General features: G+C 64.9%; 18 protein-coding genes. 2 read left to right on the forward strand and 16 right to left on the reverse strand.

Translation table 11 applies throughout. From position 1 onward, the window contains the following. Positions 1–27 precede the first annotated feature (27 nt). The 7 genes from BIU82_RS01830 to BIU82_RS01860 are packed head-to-tail and all read right to left on the reverse strand — an operon-like array spanning position 28 to position 7,596. The gene (locus BIU82_RS01830; protein ID WP_139146460.1) at positions 28–1,455 is read right to left on the reverse strand and encodes a hypothetical protein; all 1,428 of its coding nucleotides are present in this window, start codon (positions 1,453–1,455) and stop codon (positions 28–30) included. Next, the gene (locus BIU82_RS01835) at positions 1,448–2,599 is read right to left on the reverse strand and encodes an aminotransferase class I/II-fold pyridoxal phosphate-dependent enzyme (RefSeq protein ID WP_070347732.1); all 1,152 of its coding nucleotides are present in this window, start codon (positions 2,597–2,599) and stop codon (positions 1,448–1,450) included. The genes BIU82_RS01830 and BIU82_RS01835 overlap by 8 nt, the downstream gene beginning before the upstream one ends. Before the next feature lie 19 nt (positions 2,600–2,618). Then, a complete protein-coding gene (locus BIU82_RS01840) occupies positions 2,619–3,626 on the reverse strand; it encodes an SDR family NAD(P)-dependent oxidoreductase (protein ID WP_070347733.1) in 1,008 nt (335 codons plus the stop codon). A gap of 5 nt (positions 3,627–3,631) precedes the next feature. Further along, positions 3,632–4,690, reverse strand: a complete 1,059-nt coding sequence (locus BIU82_RS01845; protein WP_070347734.1) for a sugar phosphate nucleotidyltransferase — start codon at positions 4,688–4,690, stop codon at positions 3,632–3,634. Then, positions 4,687–5,856: a UDP-N-acetylglucosamine 2-epimerase gene (gene neuC, locus BIU82_RS01850; protein WP_070347735.1), complete on the reverse strand. Its 1,170-nt coding sequence runs from the start codon at positions 5,854–5,856 to the stop codon at positions 4,687–4,689. Before neuC ends, BIU82_RS01845 begins: the two co-directional genes overlap by 4 nt. A gap of 1 nt (position 5,857) precedes the next feature. Further along, positions 5,858–6,910: an N-acetylneuraminate synthase family protein gene (locus tag BIU82_RS01855; RefSeq protein WP_253182641.1), complete on the reverse strand. Its 1,053-nt coding sequence runs from the start codon at positions 6,908–6,910 to the stop codon at positions 5,858–5,860. Then, positions 6,907–7,596: a hypothetical protein gene (locus tag BIU82_RS01860; protein ID WP_070347991.1), complete on the reverse strand. Its 690-nt coding sequence runs from the start codon at positions 7,594–7,596 to the stop codon at positions 6,907–6,909. The genes BIU82_RS01855 and BIU82_RS01860 overlap by 4 nt, the downstream gene beginning before the upstream one ends. Before the next feature lie 149 nt (positions 7,597–7,745). Between BIU82_RS01860 and BIU82_RS01865 the strand changes: the two genes are divergently transcribed. After that, the gene (locus tag BIU82_RS01865) at positions 7,746–8,534 is read left to right on the forward strand and encodes an acylneuraminate cytidylyltransferase family protein (RefSeq protein WP_070347736.1); all 789 of its coding nucleotides are present in this window, start codon (positions 7,746–7,748) and stop codon (positions 8,532–8,534) included. 69 nt (positions 8,535–8,603) lie between these two features. Here the strand turns inward: BIU82_RS01865 and BIU82_RS01870 are convergent, their stop codons facing one another. The 4 genes from BIU82_RS01870 to BIU82_RS01885 all read right to left on the reverse strand — a co-directional run bounded on the left by BIU82_RS01870 (position 8,604) and on the right by BIU82_RS01885 (position 11,793). After that, a complete protein-coding gene (locus BIU82_RS01870; RefSeq protein ID WP_070347737.1) occupies positions 8,604–9,650 on the reverse strand; it encodes a hypothetical protein in 1,047 nt (348 codons plus the stop codon). Positions 9,651–9,739: 89 nt separating this feature from the next. Next, on the reverse strand, positions 9,740–10,636 hold the full coding sequence (locus BIU82_RS01875) for a glycosyltransferase family 2 protein (protein ID WP_070347738.1): 897 nt from the start codon (positions 10,634–10,636) through the stop codon (positions 9,740–9,742). After that, positions 10,633–11,052 (reverse strand): DUF2304 domain-containing protein, encoded by a 420-nt coding sequence (locus BIU82_RS01880; protein ID WP_070347739.1) that lies wholly within the window; start codon positions 11,050–11,052, stop codon positions 10,633–10,635. Before BIU82_RS01880 ends, BIU82_RS01875 begins: the two co-directional genes overlap by 4 nt. Before the next feature lie 3 nt (positions 11,053–11,055). Then, positions 11,056–11,793: a glycosyltransferase family 2 protein gene (locus BIU82_RS01885; protein ID WP_070347740.1), complete on the reverse strand. Its 738-nt coding sequence runs from the start codon at positions 11,791–11,793 to the stop codon at positions 11,056–11,058. Between the two features lie 155 nt (positions 11,794–11,948). Here BIU82_RS01885 and BIU82_RS01890 point away from each other — a divergent pair, with 155 nt between their 5' ends. Beyond that, complete coding sequence (locus BIU82_RS01890; RefSeq protein ID WP_070347741.1) at positions 11,949–13,994, forward strand: DUF6541 family protein; 2,046 nt, start codon at positions 11,949–11,951, stop codon at positions 13,992–13,994. Positions 13,995–14,070: 76 nt separating this feature from the next. On the opposite strand, the gene BIU82_RS01895 is transcribed toward BIU82_RS01890, so the two are convergent. The 5 genes from BIU82_RS01895 to BIU82_RS01915 are packed head-to-tail and all read right to left on the reverse strand — an operon-like array spanning position 14,071 to position 20,965. Then, positions 14,071–15,132, reverse strand: a complete 1,062-nt coding sequence (locus BIU82_RS01895) for an ABC transporter substrate-binding protein (RefSeq protein ID WP_070347742.1) — start codon at positions 15,130–15,132, stop codon at positions 14,071–14,073. Between the two features lie 50 nt (positions 15,133–15,182). After that, positions 15,183–17,348: an acyltransferase family protein gene (locus tag BIU82_RS01900; RefSeq protein WP_070347743.1), complete on the reverse strand. Its 2,166-nt coding sequence runs from the start codon at positions 17,346–17,348 to the stop codon at positions 15,183–15,185. 55 nt (positions 17,349–17,403) lie between these two features. Further along, positions 17,404–18,150: an ABC transporter ATP-binding protein gene (locus BIU82_RS01905; RefSeq protein WP_070347744.1), complete on the reverse strand. Its 747-nt coding sequence runs from the start codon at positions 18,148–18,150 to the stop codon at positions 17,404–17,406. Further along, positions 18,150–19,019, reverse strand: coding sequence for an ABC transporter permease (locus BIU82_RS01910; protein ID WP_070347745.1), 870 nt, complete (start codon positions 19,017–19,019; stop codon positions 18,150–18,152). Before BIU82_RS01910 ends, BIU82_RS01905 begins: the two co-directional genes overlap by 1 nt. Further along, positions 19,016–20,965 carry a glycosyltransferase gene (locus BIU82_RS01915; protein ID WP_083292159.1) on the reverse strand — a complete coding sequence of 650 codons (1,950 nt, stop codon included), beginning with the start codon at positions 20,963–20,965 and terminating at the stop codon, positions 19,016–19,018. The genes BIU82_RS01910 and BIU82_RS01915 overlap by 4 nt, the downstream gene beginning before the upstream one ends. Positions 20,966–20,990 lie beyond the last annotated feature (25 nt).

Consider the following 20,990-nt stretch of genomic DNA (forward strand, 5'->3'; position numbering starts at 1 on the left):
GAGATCCTATCGCAGGAGCGATGAAGGCTAGGCTCCGGCAGTCATCGCGGTCCGGGCTTTCCTGAACCGCCATGCAGCCAAGCCCGCCAGGCCGAGCACGCCGACACCCGCAACCGTAATAAGGCCAGAGACAAGATCCGTGGGCACCAACAGCAGAATGCCGACGTACACCGCTGCTCCCGCACAACATGCCAGGTAGGTGCCCGGCGCCCAACCACCAGCGGCCCGCTTCCTGGCAACGGCGAAATAGGCCAGGCCCAGGATGAGGAAGGACACTGCGGAGCTTCCCGCAACGCCAAGCAGGTTCCCCGAAGACGCGGGCCAAAAGGCCAAGGCAGCGGAAAACACCAGCACCGCCGGCGTCACCACCGACAACCACCAGGTGGCATTGTCCGCGAACAACAGAGTGGAGGCGTTCAAGTAGAGCACGTACCCCATGGCAGCCAGGGGCATGATCTGTGCCACCGGAATGAGGCTTTCCTTGCCGCCGGCCATGAGGTGCACCACCAGGTTCGCACCGGCAGCGGCAACAACCACGATGGCGAGACCGGCGAAGCTTGCCGTGGTCATCGTCGAACGCATCCGGAGCACACGGTCCTGGCCGCGGACTGACATCAGGGCCGGGACCCAGGCATTGTTCAGCGCGCCCAGCAAAGTCACGGTACCGAGGATGAAAACCTGCACCTTGCCGTAGTCGCCCGAGACGCCCTCGGCGGCAAGCACCGCCAGGAGGAACGGGGCACCCTGGGTCAACAACATCAGGGCACCTGTATGCGGCAGCGCCGGCAGGCCAATGGCCACGGCCTCGCGCAAGGCTCCCTTGTGCGCGGCCGGCGAGGACGGCCTGGCCAGCAGCAAGGACAGGATGGAGCTGAGCAGAACAAGGACGCCGTAGCCCGACATGAAGACGACGGCTTCGGCCCCGAAGAGGAGCATCGCCAGGAGGCCGCCCACGTAGGCTGCCATGGAGGAGCACAGGCTAAGAGCGACGAACATGACGGGGCGCCCTTGGGCCCGGAGGATGGCCTGGGCCGCCAGGACAGAGGCTTGGAGGCCCATCGCCACCAGCGCGATCATGAAGCTGAAAGGCCCACGCCAGACAGTCACGGCGCCGTACGCAAGTGCCGCCAGCACTCCCAGGAGGAGTCCGCCAAGACTGAGGAAGCCGCTGATGGCGCGCGCCTTGGCCTGCCCCCCGGGTTCGAACCAGGCCTTGGTGATCGCCAACGGCAGGCCGGCTGATGCCAGGACGACGCCTACCTGGATCACCGAAACGGAGAGGAAGAGCTCCTGCCACTTGCTGTCGCTGTTCAGCAACCGCAGGGCGAAGGGCTGCACGATGAAGATGCCGAGGCCCTGCATCAGGGCCCCGGCAAGGTACAGAAGCGAGTTCCGCCCCGTGTTGTGCGTCGCGCCCGCCGCGGTGTGGCCGTCGTCGGGCGCTGTATTACTCACCGGTGAGGGCAAGCCACTCGAGGACACGGTCGATGACCCGCTGCTGGTCTTCGGGCGTGAGGTCCGTGGAACACGGCAGGGACAGGCCCCGCGCGAAGAGGTCCTCGCCCACGCTTCCGCCAACCCGGGCCTCGTCCTTCAGCGGCGGCTGCATGTGCAGCGGGCGCCACAGCGAACGGGACTCGATGTTGGCTTCGGCGAGGAAGTCCTGGAGCTCGTCTCTGGCGCTGGCCCCGCGGGATGCAGGCACCTGGACCGAGTAGAGCCAGTAGGTGGATTCCTGGCCCGGCAGGTTCGGAGGTGTCTGGATTTCCGTACCGGCGAAAGCATCGTTGTAACGCTTGGCGATGGCGCGCTTGGCGGCAACGAAGCCATCCAGGCGTTCGAGCTGGGCCACACCCAGGGCAGCCGCGATGTTCGTCAACCGGTAGTTGAAGCCGATCTCGTCATGCAGGTAGCCGCGGTCAGGCTGGCGGGCCTGTGTGGAGAGGTGCTTGGCACGGCGGGCCAGTTCCTCGTCGTTGGTGGTGAACATGCCGCCGCCGCCGGTGGTCATGATCTTGTTTCCGTTGAAGGAGAACGCACCCATGTCGCCGACGGTACCGACGTGGCGGCCGGCCAGCGGGCCGGACGTCCAGGTGGCACCCAGTGCTTCCGCGGCATCCTCAATCACGACCATGCCGTAGTCGCGGGCAAGCTCGACGGCGGCAGCCGCGTCCGCGGGCTGGCCGAGGATGTGGACAATCTCGATCGCCTTGGGCAGCTTCTCGCCGGAAGCCTTCCGCCGTTCAAGCTCGGCACGCAGCTTCGGGACATCCATGCACCAGGACTCGGCATCCGAGTCCACCAGCAGCAGCTCGGCAAACTGGTAGGACGCCGCATTGGAGCTGGCCATGAAGGTGAAGTCGGAAACTGCCACCATGTCGCCAGGCTGGATGTCCGCCAACCGCATCGCGATGTGCAGCGCCGCCGTACCGGAAGCGCACGCCACGGCGTACTTCGCACCGACATACTCGGCAAAACGCTTCTCGAAGTCACTGACGAAGTGTCCGACCGAGGAGACGAAGCCGCTGCTGATGGCTTCGTTCATCAGGGCAGCTTCGCGCTCACCGATATTCGGAATGGCAAGGGGTACTCGCGACACAGGGTGCCTTTCTGGCGTCTTAGCGGGCGTACTTGGCGGCAGCGGCGGCGTCTACGCCACGGGCTTCGATCCATTCGGCGGTCCGGCGCAGGCCTTCTTCAAGGTCGACCTGCGGAGCCCAGCCGAGTTCGGCGAGTGCCTGGGAAGGATCGGACAGCAGGTGCATCACTTCGCTGGCTTCGGGGCGGACGCGGATGTCTTCCGTGATGATCTCCGCGTTGGAACCGGTGACCTTGGCGGCCATCTCGACCAGCTCGCCGATGCTCACGTCGTAGCCCGTACCGAGCTGGATGACCTGGCCTTCCAGCGGGATCTGCGCGGTCGCGGCCTTGAAGAAGCCGTCTGCGGTGTCCGTGACGAAGGTGAAGTCGCGGCGCGGGGTGAGGGATCCGAGGTGGATCTTCTCGGCGCCGGCGATCATCTGCTGGAGCACCGTGGGGATGACGGCACGGGCGGACTGGCGGGGACCGTAGGTGTTGAACGGGCGCAGTACGACCACCGGGGTCTGGAAGGAGCTGGCCCAGGCTTCGCAGAGCTTGTCCGCGGCGATCTTGGTGGCGCTGTACGGGGACTGTCCGCGCAGCTCATTGTCGATCGTGATCGGAACGGTCTTCGGGGTGCCGTACACCTCGGAGGTGGAGGTGTTGACGAGCCGCGGAACATCGTGGCGGCGCACGCCTTCGAGGACGTTCAAGGTGCCCACGACATTGGTCTCCACGTAGGAACGGGGAGCCTGGTAGGAGTACGGGATCGCAATAAGAGCCGCGAGGTGGAGGACGACGTCGGAGCCCTTGACGAGGTCGGACACGAATTCGGCATCGCGGATGTCGCCGAGCTGCAGGTCGACGGCGTCGCGCTCTTCGGGGCTGAGGTCGTCAAGCCAGCCGTAGGAGCCGTTCGAGTTGTAGACGCACAGGGCGCGGACGTTGGCGCCTTCTGCGATCAAGCGCTGGGTGACGTGGCTGCCGATGAAGCCATCGGCACCCGTGACAACCACTGTCTTGCCTTTAATGTCTTCGTAATTCATGGTTATCACTGGCCTTTCGCTGTTGCTAGGTCTTTGGGAGTGCCGACGTCGATCCAGTCCGAGTCAATGGGCCAGGCGGCCACGGTTTTGGACTCGTCAATGCAGGCTTTGACAAGTTCGGGCATGGAGTACGGCTCCATGTAGGGAACCATCGCCAAGGCTTCGGGAGACACCGCGTAGATTCCGGTGCTGATTTCGAATTCAACGGTGGGTTTCTCCACCACGGAACTGATGGAGCGGTCATCCCCGATCTCAAGGACGCCGAAGGGAACCTGGTGCGTGTACGGCCGGGCCGCGACCGTCACCGCGGCACCCTTCGCCTCGTGGAAGGCGAGCAGCTCGGCGGCCGAGTACCGGACCATGAGGTCGGCGTTGGTGACAATGACGGGTTCGCTGATTTCCTTGGCCTCGTGGTGCAGCAGACCGAGGGCGCCGGCGGTGTTCAGCGGCTTCTCGGGGTCCTCGTGAAGGTACTTGATGCTGCAGCCGAGGCGGGATCCGTCGCCCAGGTGGTCCATGATCTTTCCGGCGAGGTAGGCCACCGAAACATAGATGTTGGTGATGCCGGATTCCACCAGCCCAAGGATGATCCACTCGATGATCGTGCGGTCCGCGACGGTCATCAGGGGCTTGGGCGTGTCCTTCGTCAGGGCACCGAGGCGGGTGCCCTTTCCGCCGGCCATGATCACGGCGATGTTCTTGAGCGGCTTCCGTCCGACAATGTCGGTGAGGGTGTGCAGTCCGACCAGGGTTCCGCCGTCATCCACGACCGGAACTTCGCTGATGCGCAGGCTGCGCATGAGGTCGAGCACCGAGGCGCGGGTGGCATCCCGGCCGACCACATGCGGATTGCTGTTGGCGTACTGCAGCACCTTGGAATCGAGCTGGGCACCGCGGAGAAGGCCACGGCGGATGTCGCCGTCGGTCAGGACACCGTGGAGGACGCCGTCGTTGTTTGTCACCAGAGCTATGGCGGACGCCCCGCGGTCGATCGCTTCCAGAGCTTCCCGTACTGTGGCTTCGGGGCCGATGCAGACCTTGCTCAGGGGGCCCTCAATAGTCATAGATTCAGCTCTCCAGCGGTTATATCAACAAATGTCTTGCTCAGCCCGGTCGCAGGACTTTCCACGACGACTTTCCCGATGAGCCCGGCAGCATGTGAATTCCCGTATGGGTTGGTCACGTGGCGGCTCATCTCGCGGAATTCCTCGCCCAAAGCCTTTCCAATACTAACGCGAATATCCTGCCGCTCGTCGCGGCAGTGAATGACGTTGGCGCCGTGTTCCCTCCCCCGCTGCCTGTCGCCGACATTGACGACCGGCACTCCGAAGCTCGCTGCTTCGAGGATTCCCGAGGACGAATTGCCGATCAGGGCCTGGACCGTTGCCATCACACGGGGGTAGAGCGGACCGAGGCTTTCGCGGATCACAACGCCCGGCACGGACTGCGCTTCGATCTCCTTCAGCACGGCAATGATGTCCTCCCGGCCGGTATCAAATCCCGGGTACGTGAGAATTGCCGTTCCTGCCTGGCTGATGCTTTCCTCGAAGACCTGGCGGGCCAGCTCGCCCGCGTTGCCCTGCATCTCAGCGGTGGGCGGGTGGTAGGTCACCAGGACCAGGGGCTGCTGGAGGGGAACGCCGAACTCGGCCTCGAATTCGGCAGCGTCCATCGGCACCGGGTCCGCAAAACGGTCCAGGCCGGGAGCGCCGGTCTGGTGGATCCGGTCCGCGGACTCCCCGAGTTGCGCCACCCGCCGTGCGGCGCCGGCCGTGGCCACGCAGTGCTGGTCGGCAAGCTTGGTCACGGCGTGCCGGACGCGTTCGTCAAGGGCACCCTCGGTGACCTCGCCGCCGTGCAGGTGGATCAGACGCACCCCGTTGAGGATGAACGGCGGGAGCACGTACAGCAGTTCCCAGCGGTCGCCGAGGACGACGACCGCGTCAGGCGCAACGCTTCCCACCAGGTCAGCCATGCGGGCTGACAGCTCCGCACCCGTGCGCGCCTGGCTTTCCGCGGTCGGTTCGCCCAGGTACAGGCCCACCTCATGGTGCGTGAAACTGCCGTCCGCCAGGCCCGTCTCCAGCAGCCGTTCCCGGGCGGTACCGTCCGGGAACCCGATCGCCGTGGCGATGTGGAGTTCGACGGCGTCATCCGCAGCGAGCGCCTGGAGCACAGGACCCAGGGGAAACAGGTCAGCCCGTGTGCCGACAAAAGCCAGTACCCGCATATCAGGCGAGGTCTTCCCCGAGCAGTGCCGAGCCGGAAGCCACAGGCCGGGCCGCAGTCTTGCCGATCACCAGGGCCGACGGCGCGAGCCCGCCTTCGGGCCGGAGGATCGCAACGTCGTCGGCCGTGATCACCGCGCCGGCGGGAATGTCGCGCGCAGCGTGGTACGAACGGCGCACCAGGGAGGCGTTGGCTTCTTCGCTCGGCATCCGGCGCTTCCGTCCGTCGCCGAGGGCGGCGTGCGCTTCGCGCACGGAGCGGACATAGTCGGCGAACTCCGCCTTCTCCAGGGACGCCGAGTGGTCGGGGCCGTTGCGGGTCTTGTCCGTGGTGATGTGCTTTTCCAGCAGCGTGGAGCCGAGTGCGGTGGCGGCAATGGCCGTTACCGCACCGGGGGTGTGGTCTGACCAGCCGACCTCGACGCCGAACTCCTCCCGGAGGGCGGGAATGGCACGCAGGTTGGCTTCCTCGAGCGGGGCCGGGTAGGCGGAAACGCAGTGCAGCAACACGGTTGCCGGGGCCTTGGCGGTAGCCTCAAGCGCCGCTGCGATTTCTTCGCGCGTACCCATTCCGGTGGAAACGATCATGGGGATCCCGAATTCCGCGATCGCGGAAAGGTACGGCGTATTGGTCAGCTCGCCGGAACCGATCTTCAGGCCCGGGACGCCCAGCTCAGCCAGCATGAGGGCGCTGTCATAGTCGAAAGGGGTGGAGAGGAAAGTGATCCCGCGTTCCTCGCAGTGGTCGCGCAGCTCCTTCCACGCAGCTTCTGGAAGCGTCAGGCGCGCCAGCATCTCCGACTGCGACTCCGCAAAGCCGGCCTTCTTCTGGTACGGGGTGGTTCCGGCGGAGCTGGTGACCAGTGCCTCCGGCTTGAAGGTCTGGAACTTGACGGCGTTCGCGCCGGTGTCGGCAGCCAGGTCGATGAGTTCATGCGCGACGGCGACATCGCCGTCGTGGTTCACGCCGGCTTCCGCGATAACGAAGATTTCCTCCGCCGGGCCGATGCTGTGGCTGCCGAAACGTACAGAAGCGGGACGCTGGTCATCCGTCAATGTGCTGGGCCTTTCGTAGGGGTAAGTCGCCGGGCGGGCACTCCAACATATGTTGCCACACCCTCCAAATCGCCGGTCGCCACGGCCCCGGCGCCAAGGACCGCGTGATCGCCGACGCGGACCCCTGGAAGCACCCTGGCTCCCGAGCCGACGAACACCTGGCTGCCTATGGCCGCAGCGCCCAGGAGCACCGCGCCCGGGGCAACATGTGCAGCCGCCCCGGTATGGCAGTCGTGTTCGACGATTGCACCGGTGTTGATGATGGAAGCTTCGCCCACCTGCGCGAGCGGCCCGATGTGGGCATGTTCACAGATCTGGCTCAGCGGTCCGAGCACCGCTGTGGAATCCACGGTCGAGCTCGCCGAAACGAGCGCTCCGGTAAGCCCCTCGAATCGCGGGTCGGCCGACACGGCGGCAGCGATCCGGGCCCGCACCGCATTGGCTCCGATTCCGATGGTGACCGAAAGCGATTCCCGCGCCGCGAAGTCCAAAGCCGCGGCGTCGTCGTCGAACATCTCCGGCAAGCTGCCATCGGCATTCCGGAAGACCTCCATCCCGGGGAAGGAACCCGTGGCCGGCACCAGCGAACGGTCACTGACGGCCGCGATCCGGTCGCCCCTTCCCCTGATCACCGAGGCAAGGCTCTTGGCGTGCCCTGACGCTCCGAGAATGAGCCAAGAATTCATGAAACCCCCGGGAGTGTGGATCGGCCAGACGACTTTCACATCATACGCAGGCGCGTCCTCGGCCTCGGCAGGCTCCCGCGGGCCGGGCCACCGGGACGGGTACTGTGGTAGCTACGCATAACCCATCGATCAACGAGGTTGAAACGACTTTGAACGAGAACGCGTCCCGCCCGAAAGTACTCGCGGTCATCCCTGCGCGCGGAGGTTCCAAAGGGCTCCCCGGGAAGAACATCCGGCCGCTCTTCGGCAAACCCTTGATCGCCCACACTGTGACGCTGGCCGGGCAGCTCGGCGACAACGTCCGCTGCATCGTCTCCACCGACGACCAGGACATTGCCGCGGCGGCCGCCGCGGCGGGGGCTGACGTCCCGTTCATCCGTCCCGCGGAACTCGCCAATGACACCGCTCCCATGGGCGCGGTGCTCCGGCACGCGCTCGAGACGATGGAAGACATGGACGGCACGTCCTACGACATGGTGCTCCTGTTGGATCCGACGAGCCCCACCCGGACCCTCGAGAACGTGCTCGAAGCGATTTCATTGCTGGCGGGCAAGCCAGGGCTCGATGGCGTCATTGCCGTCTCCGAGCCGTCGTTCAACCCGTTGTGGGTCGGAGTGAAGCCCGGTGCCGAGGACAGCGAAGTCCTGGAGCGCTACTTCACCGAAGGAACCGGCGTGGTCCGCCGCCAGGACGTTCCCCGCTTCCTGCGCATCAACGGCAGCTTCTATGTGTGGCGGGCGGAATTCATCCGCCGGCTGGAGAACAGCTGGTTCGACGAAGGCCGCCACGGCTACATCGAAATCCCCGAATCCCAGGCCTTCAGCATCGACGATGAGTTCGAGTTCGAGCTGATCCGCGCCGCGGTCCAGGCCGGTGTGGCGCCCCTGCCCGGACACGAAGCCGTTGAACCCGCCGTGTCGGGCGAAAGCCCTGCCTGAGTCCCCCTGCCACGGGATGTCCAAACAGAAAGTGCCCGCTGCCTTGTGAAGGCAGCGGGCACTTCCGGTTCAGGCCATGGCCGGCTGAGGTGCAACAGGTTCGACGGCGGCCATGGGGGGAAGCTTCGGCAGCGGCGAAGGCAGGTGCTTCAACGGGTGCCGCAGCCAGTGCCACGGCGACAGTCCCGCTTCCGTCGCATGGGCGCCCTCGGGGACCTTCTTCAGGCCGAGCACCGTCTGCGCCTTCGTGAGCGGCCCGCTGGCCCAGTACTCAAGGAATGGCACGAGGGTGGTGGAGTCCCATCCAAGAAGGCGCCTCAGTTCCTCCGGCGACCGCATGTCTCCCCGGCCCAGTTCGGCCTCGGCGATCTCACGGAAGACCGACTGGGGCGTGGAGGGCTCGTAGAACTCGGGCCAGAAGTCCCGCATGACCCGCCCCGGGTCTGCGGCGGCGTTGTGTCCAAGCTTGAAGTCCGGCCCATAGACCTCCACTTCGGCACCGCTGGCAGCGGCATACATGATGGCGGTTGAAAGACGGTTGGACACCACGCGCGGTGCCGCCGACATCATCCACAGGATGCGGCCGATGAACCGGGGATCCCGGCGGTCGCCCGCGCTGACGATTTCATGGCCGGCCCCGCTCCACGCCGACATGATCTCGTCATTGTGCAGGTCGTCGATGTGCAGGCACACTGTCGCAGCACCTTCACGTTCCCTGACCAGGCGCGCATAGGCCGCGTGGTCGCCGTCGACCTTCAACAGGGCGGTGCCGTGCAGGGGCAGGACCAGGGTCTTCTCTCCCCGCTGCGGGACGGCGCCGGTCCGGCGGGCGGCGTCGAGCAGGTACAGGTAGGGGGCGCCCACCGCATCCAGCATCGGGGTTCCGTCCGGGAAGAAGTTGCCGGGGTCCTCCGGGCTCCAGCCGCGTGAAGTACTGGTCCAGGACAGCCGGCGGCGTTTCGGACCCCAGTCCGCGAAGTCGCCAAACTGGGCCGTCACCGGACTGCTGACGGTCCAACCATGCTGGATCAGGCCGGAGACATGGCGCAGCCGCTTGGCGCCGCAGTACAGGGCGAACACCGCCGAATGGCCGTAGTAGTGGTTCTGGATATCCATGGAATCAAAGCACCTTCGAAAGCAAGCACGGACGCGGGAAAGGAAATGCGCCGTCGGAGTGTCCTCCGGCGGCGCATTTCCGTTCGCCGCTACGGACGGACGGCGTGGGCGGCCAGCTTGCGCAGGCCCGGCCACATGCCCTTCGAAATCACCTTCGGGGTCAGGGATGCAGCATTGAGGCGGGAGGTGAGGTGCCACTTCGCCGCGCGGGCTGCGTTCTTCCAGCCCTTCGCCGTGAAGTCGCGGACGCACTCATCGAAGAATGCCCGCTCTTCGGCAAAGCGCCGGCCGTCGAGTGCCCGGACCGAGGAGTCGGATTCGCGGTGGCGGCGGTACTGGAAGCACACGGTGTCGAGGACTGCCATGCGGCCGCCGTGGAGGATGATGTCGATGGCGAGGGCGAGGTCCTGGACCACGTTGTACTGCGGGCGGAAGTCGTGGGTCTTCACCGCGTCGGCACGCCAGGCTACGGACGGGAAGTAGAGCCAGTCACCCACCAGCAGGCTTTCGGCGATGGCTTCGTCGGCGACGATGGCCTCGGAAGCCTTGCCGACGAGCTTATGGCGCAGGAAGCTCTTGACCTTGTCGCCCAGCGGTTCGTAGACGGCGCCGTTTTCGTCGATGACCTCGACGCCCGGCTGGACGATGCTCACGGTCGGATCCTGGAATGCCTTCCGCACCGTGGCGATGTAGTTCGGCAGCATGATGTCGTCCGCACCCATGATGACGACGATGTCGTGCTCGACAAGGCCGATGCACTTCTTGTAGTTGCCGTTGGCGCCGAGGTTCTGCTCGTTCCGGTAGTACCGGACGCGCTCGTCATTGGCGACAAGGCTGTTGAAGTATTCGGGCAGGGTGTCGTCCGGGTAGCCGTCATCCACGATCGTGAACCGGAAGTCCCGGTCTTCCTGGGCCAGCACCGAGTCCACGGCAGCCTTCATCATGGCTACGTCGCCGTAGTACGGCAGCATTACATCAATCGTCACTTGTCTTCTTCTCTCGCTTGAAGGCTTGTCTGTGCAGCGGCATGGGGGTCGGGTGCCGTTGCCTGGGTGCTTTGTGTTCCGCGTTGGAGTTGTTCCACCGAAGAACGGAGAATGGCGACCTCTTCGGCCAGGATGCGGGTTTCGTCTTCCAAGATGGTCAGTTCCCGCGAAACATGCAAACTCACCCCGACCAACAACAGGATCGAGAGGGCGAACAGGAGGTTGGAGGGGACAACCACTCCAACGACTGACGCCGCCCAGTTAAGGAGCCGCGGAAACAGCCCGAGGATGATGGTCAGTCCGCCGATGACCAGCCACAGGATGGCGTACTTCTCACGAAGCCGTCCATTCCTGAGCATGACCAGCACGACGATGACCATGACGATGGAAAAAACCAGTGAAGCGGCGACAGTCATGCCTTAGACACTTCCCTCTCCGGCGATTTCGCCTGACAGTGGCGCATGCAGTTCCGCGGCCCGGGGAGTCCGCCGCCGGGCAAGGGCGAAGCAAAGAACGAGGCCTGAACGGGCCAGGTAGATGGTCGACTTAAGTGGGCCCTGGCTCGGTGTTCCGGCCTGGCGCTCCTTCATTTCGACGGGAACCTGGGTGACCTTGCAGCCGGACTTGACGGCGACCACCAGGGAATCGATGGTGTCGCCCAGGTACTCCGTGGGGAAATGGGAAATGTACTGGCGGATGGCCCGTTCATTGGCGGCCCGGAATCCGGAGGTCACGTCGGTCAACGGAGTGCGTGCGACGCCGGAGATCACCTTCGCGAGGAAGAACATCGCCCAACGGCGCGGGCCCTTCGCCCCGTAGCTCCCCCGGCCGGCGAACCGTGCGCCGATGGAGATGTCCGAGTGCTCCAGGCCGGCCAGGACGCGGTCGATGTCGTGCGGATCGTGCTGGCCATCGGCATCCACCTGGATCACGGCGCGGTATTTGTGCCGCAGCGCGTACTTGAACCCTGCCCGCATGGCCCCGCCAACCCCCAGGTTGAAGGGCAGCCGCAGCACCGTCGCGCCGGCTTCCTCGGCAATCCGCGGAGTGTCGTCTTTGGAACCGTCGTCAACGACCAGGACGTCGTGCTGCGGAACCACGGCAAGCACATTGCGGATGGTATTTCCGATCGCCTCTGCTTCGTTCCATGCTGGCATGACAATGAGAACGCCAGAACGCGGTGAGTTAGCCATGATTGTGGATTGTATCAAGGAGGGGGCACCCCAACGGCAGTCACACGGCGCGGCGCCGCTCCACGGAACATCTTTCAGCTCGGCCTAGTAGTCTTGCGTTGACGTTTAGGAGTTGATCTATGTCCTGGTGGGAAACCCTCCCCACGCTCGGAATCGCCGTCCTTGTCTTTTTTGTCCCGGGCACAGCCCTGCTGTGGACCGCGGGCGTGCGGGGCCCGAGCCTGGCGGTACTTGCCGTACCCGTCACGACGACGGTCGTCGCCTCGGCCGGCATCGTTTTCGGATTCGCCCGCATTCCGTTTAATCCGCTGTCCGTCGCCGCGCTGACGCTTGTGCTGGTAGGAGTCGTGGCCGCCCTGCGGTTCACGCTCCGGCGGAAGGGCATCCCCAGCCGGCTCCAGGCAAAGGACCCCGATCATGGCCTCTATCCGCGGACGGTGGCGAACAAGGTCGTCCTCTGCCTCGCAGTGCTCCTGCCGGCGGTCATCATCGGCGCGCGGTACATGGCCGGTTTCGGTACCCCTGAATCGTTCTCCGAAACCTTCGACAACGTCTACCACCTCAACGCGGTGCGGTACATCGCCGACACCCAGTCTGCGAATACGCTGACCCTCGGCAACCTGACCGAGACGTCCAAGGGCTTGTACCCGGCCGGCATGCACGCACTTCTTGCTTTGGTGCTGATGTCGGGCGGCCAGGCGATCACCGTTGCCGTGAACTGGGGCTCCATCCTTTACGCAGCCTTGGTGTGGCCCATGGCCTCGCTTTTCCTGGTCAGCAGGATCGTCGGATCCCGCCCCCTGACCCTTCTGGGCGCCGGTGCCCTGAGCGCGGGCTTCAGCAGCTTCCCCTACCTCATGGTGGCATTCGGCATCCTGTACCCCAATCACGCCGCCCTGACGATGCTTCCGGTGGCCCTGGCACTGATGATCGATGCCACGGGAATCCGTTCCGGAAAACTCCGCCTCGACGGCAACGCCATCATCCTGTTGGTGGCCACCGTGCCGGGGCTTGCGCTCACCCACCCCAGTGCCCTGGTCGCGCTCCTGATGTTCGCGTCACCGGCAGTGCTCGGCGTGTATGTGCGGGCGGTACTGCGCAGGCGCCGGGGAGAACTTGAGCGCCGGCCGTTCGTCCTCTGGAGCGCGGGCGCTTTCGCGTACTTCGCGGGTACCTTGGGAATCTGGATCATCGCGCGTCCCCCGCAGAGCGCCGCGAACTGGGCGCCCTTCCAGACCAATGCGCAGGCCCTGGGGGAAATCCTCGGCAGCGCTCCGATGGGCACCACTGTTGCCTGGATCATTTTCCTGCTGACGGTCACCGGTCTCTACGTCATTGCACGCCGGATGAAGACCTATTGGTGGAGCCTGTCCATGTTCGGCATTGCCGCCGTGTTGTACCTGGTGGTTTCGGCGTGGCCGCTGGGGACCTTCCGCTATTTCATGACAGGTGTCTGGTACTCGGACAGCAACCGCCTGGCAGCAATGCTGCCGCTCGTGACGCTGCCGGTGGCAGCGTTGGGCGTGGATTGGCTCATCGCACGCCTCGGACCCATCCTCGCCCGCTGGGCGGACCGCACGGATGACTCCGTGGCGGCACCGCGTCCCTTGGAGCCGTTGCGTGGCCTTGTTGCGCGGTTGCAGAGCCCGACGGCGGCGACCGCGGCAGCCGCCGTCGTCCTCCTTTGCGCCGGAGTCGCCACCCAAGGCGGCACCTTGGCGATGGTTCAGGAGCGGCTTGCAACGACGTTCGAGACCCGAAGCGATTCCCGCTTGGTGACGACGGACGAGCTCGAACTGATGAAGCAGCTCACGGACATTGTCCCGGCGGGCGACATGATTGTCGGCAATCCCCGCACCGGCGCCTCGATGGCCTACGCCTTCTCGGGCAGGAACGTCGTGGCTCCCCACATCCTTGGTGCGCGCAGCGAAAGCGAACGCCTCTTGATGGACCACTGGGCCGAAGCGGCCTACAACCCCACCGTGTGCCCCGTGATCAGCGAGAAGCGCGCGTACTGGGCCCTCGACTTCGCTGACGAGGAAGCCTCACCGCGGGGCGAGCCGTTGGAGGGCACGCGCGATCTGGCCGATGACTCCGCTCCCGGTGTTGAACTGGTCAAAGCGGTCGGCAAGGCCAGGCTCTTCCGGGTCACGGCCTGCGACTAAGTAGCCCAAACAACAAAGCGGGGGCGTCCACCCAGGTGGACGCCCCCGCTTTGTCGTTTCAGGAAGTGCAGGCTTGTCAGGATTTCCCGGTGCCGGGGTTCTTTGACGTGAAGGCAGACTTTGCCAACTCGGGGATGACGTTGCGGGCCGCCCACCGCGCGCCGAGGATCGACTGGCGCTGCAGGCTGACAGCTTCGTCCCCCGCGACGACGTAGACCGTGCCGGCGCCGAAGGAAGGGAATTCCGGGCTCAGCTTCTTGTTGGCCCTGTAGACCTGGTAGTCGCTCATTGGAACGCCGACGACCAAGGCGTCGGCGCTGAGCTCCCCGGCCCTGGTCCTGGGCAGGTAAGCCGTGCCGGCCGGGAACCGCGACGGTGTGGGCTTCAATCCGTTGACCAGCCCCGTGATCCCGGCGGGGACCGTGAGCCCGGTGAACTCAAAGAAGGACACCGGGGCCGATCCGGGGCCGGACAGGACGAGGTCGGATCCTGATGCCGAGGACGCCGAGACGAAGAGCGCCGATGCATCCTTCAGGACCGGGTAGTCTGCCACCGACGCCGAGATCTCGTCGCGGGCTTCAGCGATCAGGGGTTCCGCGGCTTCGCCCAGTCCCACAACGTCCGCAATGAACGTCGTCACCGGCGCCCAGTCCGCGGCGGGAACACTGTCCGGGGCCAGGATCACCGGAGCAAGCTCCGACAATGACTGGTACTCGGCGCGGCTCAACCTGTCTCCAACTGCGATGAACGCATCAGGCTTGAGTTCCTTGAACACGGCGGCCGTGAGCTCCCGGCTGTCGTCGTAGGTCCGCGCGTCTTCAGCCCGTGGCAACGCCCTCAGGGAAGCCCGGTACCAGGCAGTCGAGTCTGCTGCCGGGCGGGACAGGGGAACGACTCCCAGCGCGGCCAAGGTCTCGGCCTCCACCGTTCCCAGTGCGACAATCCGCACCGGAGGGGCCTTCACTTCAGTGCTGCCGAAACGATGGGAGATGGTTTTCGGGAACCCGGCGTCCGACGGAGTGACCTCGGCTTTGCCCTTCTTTTCGGACGAGCATGCGGCCAAGGCCAGCGGAGCCAGGGCGGCGAAGGAGAGGAAGGCACGGCGGCTCGGCCGCATGCGTTCGGATCCGGGTGTCATTTTTCAGTTCCCATCGTGAAGATCGTATCCCTGTCGGTCAGCCAGGCGGCCTAGGCGCCCTGCATGAGCTGAAGAAGCCGTTGGCCAAAGACCGGTTCAAGGCTTTCAACGTAGCTCTTGGTCAAATGGTTGTTGTCGTAAAACACGTAGAGGCCGCCTGTGACCGCATAGCAGCGCTTGTCATCGCAGAACTGGTCCGACATGTCGAGGACCTTCAACTTCGGGTGCGCGAGCCCGGCGACCGCCTCCGCCGTCGGGTCCGGCACCAAGGCTTTCTTCCGCTCGGTCGTACAGGCGAGGGCATTGCCCTTGTTGTTGGCGACGCAGCCCGGCGTGGTCCTGCCGAGGGTCAGCGGTGAATCACGGACCACAATCACGGTGGTTCCGTTCCCGCCCCATTTTGCGATCCGGCGCTCCACGGACGAACGGTACTGGCTGAGCTGGTCACGGCCCGTGCCGTCGTCAATCGTTTCCTTGACGGAGAAAGTGGATGTCACCACGGTCTCAGGCCGCTGTTCCATGATCTTGTCCGAAATCTGCCGGCTCCAGTCCAGGCAGCGTTGCTGGCTCTTCTCGTCGAGCCGCGGAGCATCCATGAACGCCACACGCTTGACATCTGCAAGTGAGCAGCCGCCGGCCAGGCTCATCCGGACCTTCCATTGCTGCTTCCGTGCCAGCTCGAAGAAGGCCACCTTCCAGTGCTCCGCGTGGGAATCGCCGACGAACCACACAGTCTTGGCGTCCTTCTTGCCGCCGGAATAATCGCAGTCCTGGAGGTAGGAGGAGCCTTGGACCACGATGGGGTCGCTGGCCGCACGGCACCCCGGAACCGCAAAATACGGCGACTCGGCCTTGCCGATGTTTTCCGCGGCCGGCGGGCCATACTTGTCGGGGCAGGAGGCACCTTCGGCGAGGCTGGCGGCACCGTAACAGGGACCGTGGGAGAGCGATTCCAGCTTCTGCTGCTGGAGCTGCTCGGCATGCGCCGCGGAAAGGACCATCGCAACGGAGACGACGCCGGCCGCCGCCATCGTGGCGAAACCTGCAAGGATACTCACCCGGGGCTTCCGGTTCTTGAACAGGATTGTGCGGCCCGGATCTTCGACGAAGCGCTTGGTCAAGTACGCGAGCAGGATGGAGGCCACCGCGATCGCGGTCTTTCCCAGGTTGCCGGGTTCGTGGCCGAGTACCGGTACCGCGAGCACGATCAGCGGCCAGTGCCACAGGTACAGGGAATAGGAAACGTCACCGAGGAACTGCACGGGGCGGAATCCAAGCCCTGGCAGGGCGCTCTCCCCCAGGACGGAACCCGAAAGCACAATGGCCGCTGTCCCAAGTACCGGAACAAGCGCCATGGCACCCGGGAACAGAGTCTGTTCATTGAACGTCGCGAGCGAAACGCCAAGCGCCACGAGGCCGGCCAGCGCCAGCAGGCCCATCAGCATCCGCGTTGCGGGCGCATGCTGCGCATCCATGGCGCGGGAACCCCGCCCGGCCAGGGCAAACGTTGCCAGGGCAATGAGTCCGCCCGCAGCAAATTCCCAAGCCCTGGTCGTGGTCACAAAGTAGGCCTCGTTCTTGCTCGTCAGGGTGAAGTACACGCTGAACGCAAGGGACAGCACAAACACGGTGCCCATGGCCGCGGAGACGAATCCCAGCGGCGCTTTCCGCACACGCAAGGCCAGGAGGAACGCTCCGGCAAGGAGAAGCGGCCAGACGAGATAGAACTGTTCCTCCACCGAGAGGGACCAATAGTGCTGTACCGGCGTGGCCATCTCATGGCTGGCCGAGTAGTCGACGGACTTGGCCGCGAGGAGCCAGTTCTCGCCGTAGAACACTGAAGCGAGCGTCTCCCAGGCCACGTCCACCCAGCGCGAGTACGGCTGGAGGATCCAGGACGCAACGAGGCTTATCAGGCCAACGAGGAGCGCCGCGGGCAGCAGCCGGCGCATGCGCCGGCCGTAGAACGTGGCGAAACGCACCCGGCCGCTCGCGCGAAGTTCGTCGACAAGGTGCCGGGTGATGAGGAATCCCGAGATCACGAAGAAGATGTCCACACCGACGTAGCCGCCCGGAAGGAATTGCGGCCACAGGTGATTGACGACGACGGCGCCGACGGCCAGCGCCCGGAGCGCCTGGATATCGGTGCGGAACTTCTCTTTGGGCCTGGGCCGCGCCGGTCTGGCGCTTTCGAGCGTGGAGGTCTGCTGGCTCAATACGTTGTTTCCCCGGATAGCGTAGTTGGGACTTCAGTCTCGGATATGGGGCCCGTCATTTGGTGCGGGCGCGCAGGAACTCGACGACCTCGTGGCTTGGACCGTCCTTGACCACCCGGCCGTGCTCAAGCAGGATGCCCCGGGAGCAGACCCGCTGCACAAGGTCGAGGTCGTGGCTCACCACCACCAGTGTTTGTCCGGCGTCAACCAGCTCCTGGATTTTGTCCAGGCACTTCTTCTGGAAAGGTTCATCGCCGACTGCAAGGATCTCGTCGACGAGGAAGACTTCGGGGTCCGAATGCACCGCGACGGAGAACGCCAGGCGGAGGTACATGCCCGAAGAGTAGAAACGGACCTCGGTGTCGATGAATTCGCCGATCTCGGCAAACTCCACGATCGAATCGAAGCGTTCTTTGATCTGGGCTTCGCTCATGCCCAGGATGGCGGCGTTGAGGTACACGTTGTCGCGCCCGGAGAGGTCAGGGTGGAAGCCCGCACCGACCTCGATCAGGCCCGCCACGCGTCCGCGGGTACGCACGGTTCCCTCGTCCGGCGTCATGACTCCGGAAATGTGCTTGAGGAGCGTGGACTTGCCGGAGCCGTTGAAACCCAGGAGCGCCACGGTTTCGCCCTGGCGGATCTCCATGCTGACGTCCCGCAGCGCGTGGAATTTCGCGGACAGGTCTCCCTTGCGGCCTTTGAGGAACCAGATCAGGGCTTCCTTGATGGAGCGGGTGTGGCGAAGCACGAACTGCTTGCTGATGCCCTTGATCTCAACGGTGATCGGGGATTGCTCGGACACTACAGCTCCTGTGCGAACTTGATTTCGAGCTTGCGGAAGGTGAACTGGCCGAGGGCAAGCACCGCAGCCGAAACAACAAGGGCAACCGGAAGCCACAGTTCGAACAGCTGCGGCGGAGCGGCAAGCGCCGCGTCCCCGCCCGCCGTCGTCGACCAGAACGCGTAATGGAAAAGCTCGACGGCGACCGTCACCGGATTCGCCTGGTAGACGCCGAACCAGAAATCACCCAGCCGCTCGTGGACCATGTGCCACTGGTACATGACCGGTGAAACCCAGGTGGCCACCATGAGCATCATCTCGACGAAGTTCTCGGAATCCCTGAAGTAGACGTTCACCGAGCTGAAGAAGAGGCCCAGGCCGACCGACAGCATGGCCAGGACAAGGAAACCGGCAAAGCCGGCTGCCAGTCCAAGCGGCGTGGGCCGCCAGCCCGTCAGGAAACAGCCCACGAGCAGCACGACCAGCTGAGGGAAGAAATGGGCCGCCGAAACGAAGACCGACGCCACCGGGAAGAGCTCGCGGGGAAGGAAGATCTTCTTGATCAGCCCGCTGTTGTACACGATCGACTTCGCGGCGTTGTTCAGGGCTTCGGTGAAGAAGTTGATCAGCACAATGCCGGAAAACAGGTAGACCGCGTAGTTGCCGACGTCCCGGTTCAGGCCCAGGAAAACGCCCATCGCGATGTAGAAGACCACGAACTGGATGGCCGGCTTGACGTAGGACCAGAGGACACCGAGGACCGAGCCCCGGTAGCGGAGCTTGATTTCCTTCCGGACCAGCAGCTTCAGGAGATAGCGGCGCCGGAAGACGTCCTTGAGCCCCTGCCCTATCCCGGGACGGACCAAGGGCGTATCGGCAAGCGAGGTCATCCGCGCTCCTCCAGCGCCTCTGCCTTCGCGTCGCGGCTGTCGGCAATGGTGTGCTCGGCGAACGTCTTCGACCAGCTCTCCATGGAGCTCAGGGCGGGCATCTTGGCCTTGTACTCAGCAGAGAGCCCGTCCCAGCGACGCACCAACTGGCCCATGGAGGCCACGGCAGAGGTGAGCAGGGACTTCGCCAGTTCCGGGTTGCGGACGTACCAGGAAGCGCCGGTGCCTTCTGCGTTGGTGACAATCGCCGAATCGAACTGGGACACCGTCCACCACTTGTTGTCCTGGTGGGATATCCGGGCCTGCGGCCTGGCGGTGTCCTCGGGCGACACCCCGGTGAACAGCTGCCTGCGCAAGGTCTTCACGCCCCAGGGAAGGAGCGTCTTCAAGGACGGACGGCCGGCAACCGCCGCGCTGCCGCCCAGGCTCCGTTCCTTCTGCGCGGCCGGGAAGGCCTCCGGATCGCTGAGGTATACGGTATCGCTGTGCTCGGCGAGCATGGCCCGGATCCGCGGCAGGGTGGTGTTGAGCATTCCGTGCAGTGCGTCGGGGCCCTTAAGCAGGTCCTCCATCGCCCACACGCGTCCCTTCGCCGTGGCGTACTGCATGGAAAGGGTGTGCTTGATGTCAGCGAACAGTGCCCCGAGCAGTGCACGCCCGCCCTTGGCGAAGGGGCTGTACATCAGGGCCACCATGAGCCGGTTGCGGTTGTGGAAATATGCCTGCCAGCCGACCAGGTCGTCCTTGTCGCCCCAGGAGATATGCCAGACGGCGGCGCCCGGCAGGCTCACGGTCTGGTAGCCGCGGGCCTTGGCGCGCAAGCCGTACTCCACGTCGTCCCACTTGATGAAAACGGGCATGGAGAGCCCGATGTCGCGGACCACCCGGGTGGGGATAAGGCACATCCACCACCCGTTGTAGTCGACGTCCACCCGGCGGTGCATCCAGGGAGTCTGGCGCAGGTTGGACATCAGGAAATCATGGCCAAGTTCCATCTCCGCGTACGGCTGGTCCGGCTGGACCCTGTGCGGGTTCACGATCTCGCCCAGCGTGTGGAGGGCAGTCCTGTGGTGCAGGTCGAACATGTGTCCGCCGACGATGGTGGGCTTGCGGCAGTAACCCGCAAACGTGAGGAGCCGGGTGATGCTCTCGGGTTCGATGACGATGTCGTCGTCCATGAGGAGGACATAGTCGCTGCCGTTGTTGCAGGCTTCGTACATGCCCCGGGAAAAGCCGCCCGAACCACCGAGGTTGGATTGCTCGATGATCCGCAGCTTGGCACCCAGTTCCTTGGCGACCTCGTCGAAGCCCTCGGCCTCGGCGACCTTGTCCGTGCCTTGGTCGACGATCAGGACTTCGCTGACCTGCTCAAGGCATTCTGGGTGTGCCGCGAGAAGACGCAGGTTGTTCAGGCAGTAGGACGTCTTGTTGAGCGTTGTGATTTCCAGCGTCACCGAAGCGGGCTCGGGCGCCGGACCCGGGGCCTGCCACTCGGCGGACTCCAGGAAGAGTTCACCACGGCCGGCCACGAGGTCGAACCAATACCAGCCGCCGTCGCCGAACGGCAGCAGGTCCAGTTCCACGGCTGACGTGGCTTCACCTGACACCGGGATGCTCTTCTGCTGCAGCAGGGCGCCCTTGGCGTTGGAGCGGAAGACGACGATCGTGCCTTCACCCCGGGTGCTGACGCTGAGCCGGATACGGCTGAGGGTGGTCCACTTCCGCCAGTAGCCGGCGGCGAAGGCGTTGAAGTAGCTTCCGAAGGACACCCGCTCACCGGGACGGACACGGGTGGAGCAGCGGCCGATGAAGTCCTCGGCGTGGGCTTCCCGCGCCTGGGAGCTCAGACGGACGGGACGGCGGCCCTGTTTCCTGGCTTCCTGTTCGGTCGGAGCGGGCGTACCGGCCGCGGTCCCCATGTCCACGTAGAGCGGCGCAGTGTCCATCTCGGAGTGTTCCGGGAAGATGACC

The organism is Arthrobacter sp. SW1, assembly GCF_001766675.1.
Classification (GTDB): Bacteria; Actinomycetota; Actinomycetes; order Actinomycetales; family Micrococcaceae; genus Arthrobacter.

Excerpts from the sequence above, each read along its gene's own strand:
- BIU82_RS01885 (WP_070347740.1), bottom strand. The coding sequence starts at position 11,793 with ATGCCAGCATGGAACGAAGCAGAGGCGATCGGAAATACCATCCGCAAT.
- BIU82_RS01910 (WP_070347745.1), bottom strand. The coding sequence starts at position 19,019 with ATGACCTCGCTTGCCGATACGCCCTTGGTCCGTCCCGGGATAGGGCAG.
- BIU82_RS01870 (WP_070347737.1), bottom strand. The coding sequence starts at position 9,650 with ATGGATATCCAGAACCACTACTACGGCCATTCGGCGGTGTTCGCCCTG.
- BIU82_RS01915 (WP_083292159.1), bottom strand. The coding sequence starts at position 20,965 with ATGGACACTGCGCCGCTCTACGTGGACATGGGGACCGCGGCCGGTACG.
- BIU82_RS01860 (WP_070347991.1), bottom strand. The coding sequence starts at position 7,596 with ATGAATTCTTGGCTCATTCTCGGAGCGTCAGGGCACGCCAAGAGCCTT.
- BIU82_RS01895 (WP_070347742.1), bottom strand. The coding sequence starts at position 15,132 with ATGACACCCGGATCCGAACGCATGCGGCCGAGCCGCCGTGCCTTCCTC.
- BIU82_RS01840 (WP_070347733.1), bottom strand. The coding sequence starts at position 3,626 with ATGAATTACGAAGACATTAAAGGCAAGACAGTGGTTGTCACGGGTGCC.
- BIU82_RS01880 (WP_070347739.1), bottom strand. The coding sequence starts at position 11,052 with ATGACTGTCGCCGCTTCACTGGTTTTTTCCATCGTCATGGTCATCGTC.
- BIU82_RS01845 (WP_070347734.1), bottom strand. The coding sequence starts at position 4,690 with ATGACTATTGAGGGCCCCCTGAGCAAGGTCTGCATCGGCCCCGAAGCC.
- BIU82_RS01890 (WP_070347741.1), top strand. The coding sequence starts at position 11,949 with ATGTCCTGGTGGGAAACCCTCCCCACGCTCGGAATCGCCGTCCTTGTC.
- neuC (WP_070347735.1), bottom strand. The coding sequence starts at position 5,856 with ATGCGGGTACTGGCTTTTGTCGGCACACGGGCTGACCTGTTTCCCCTG.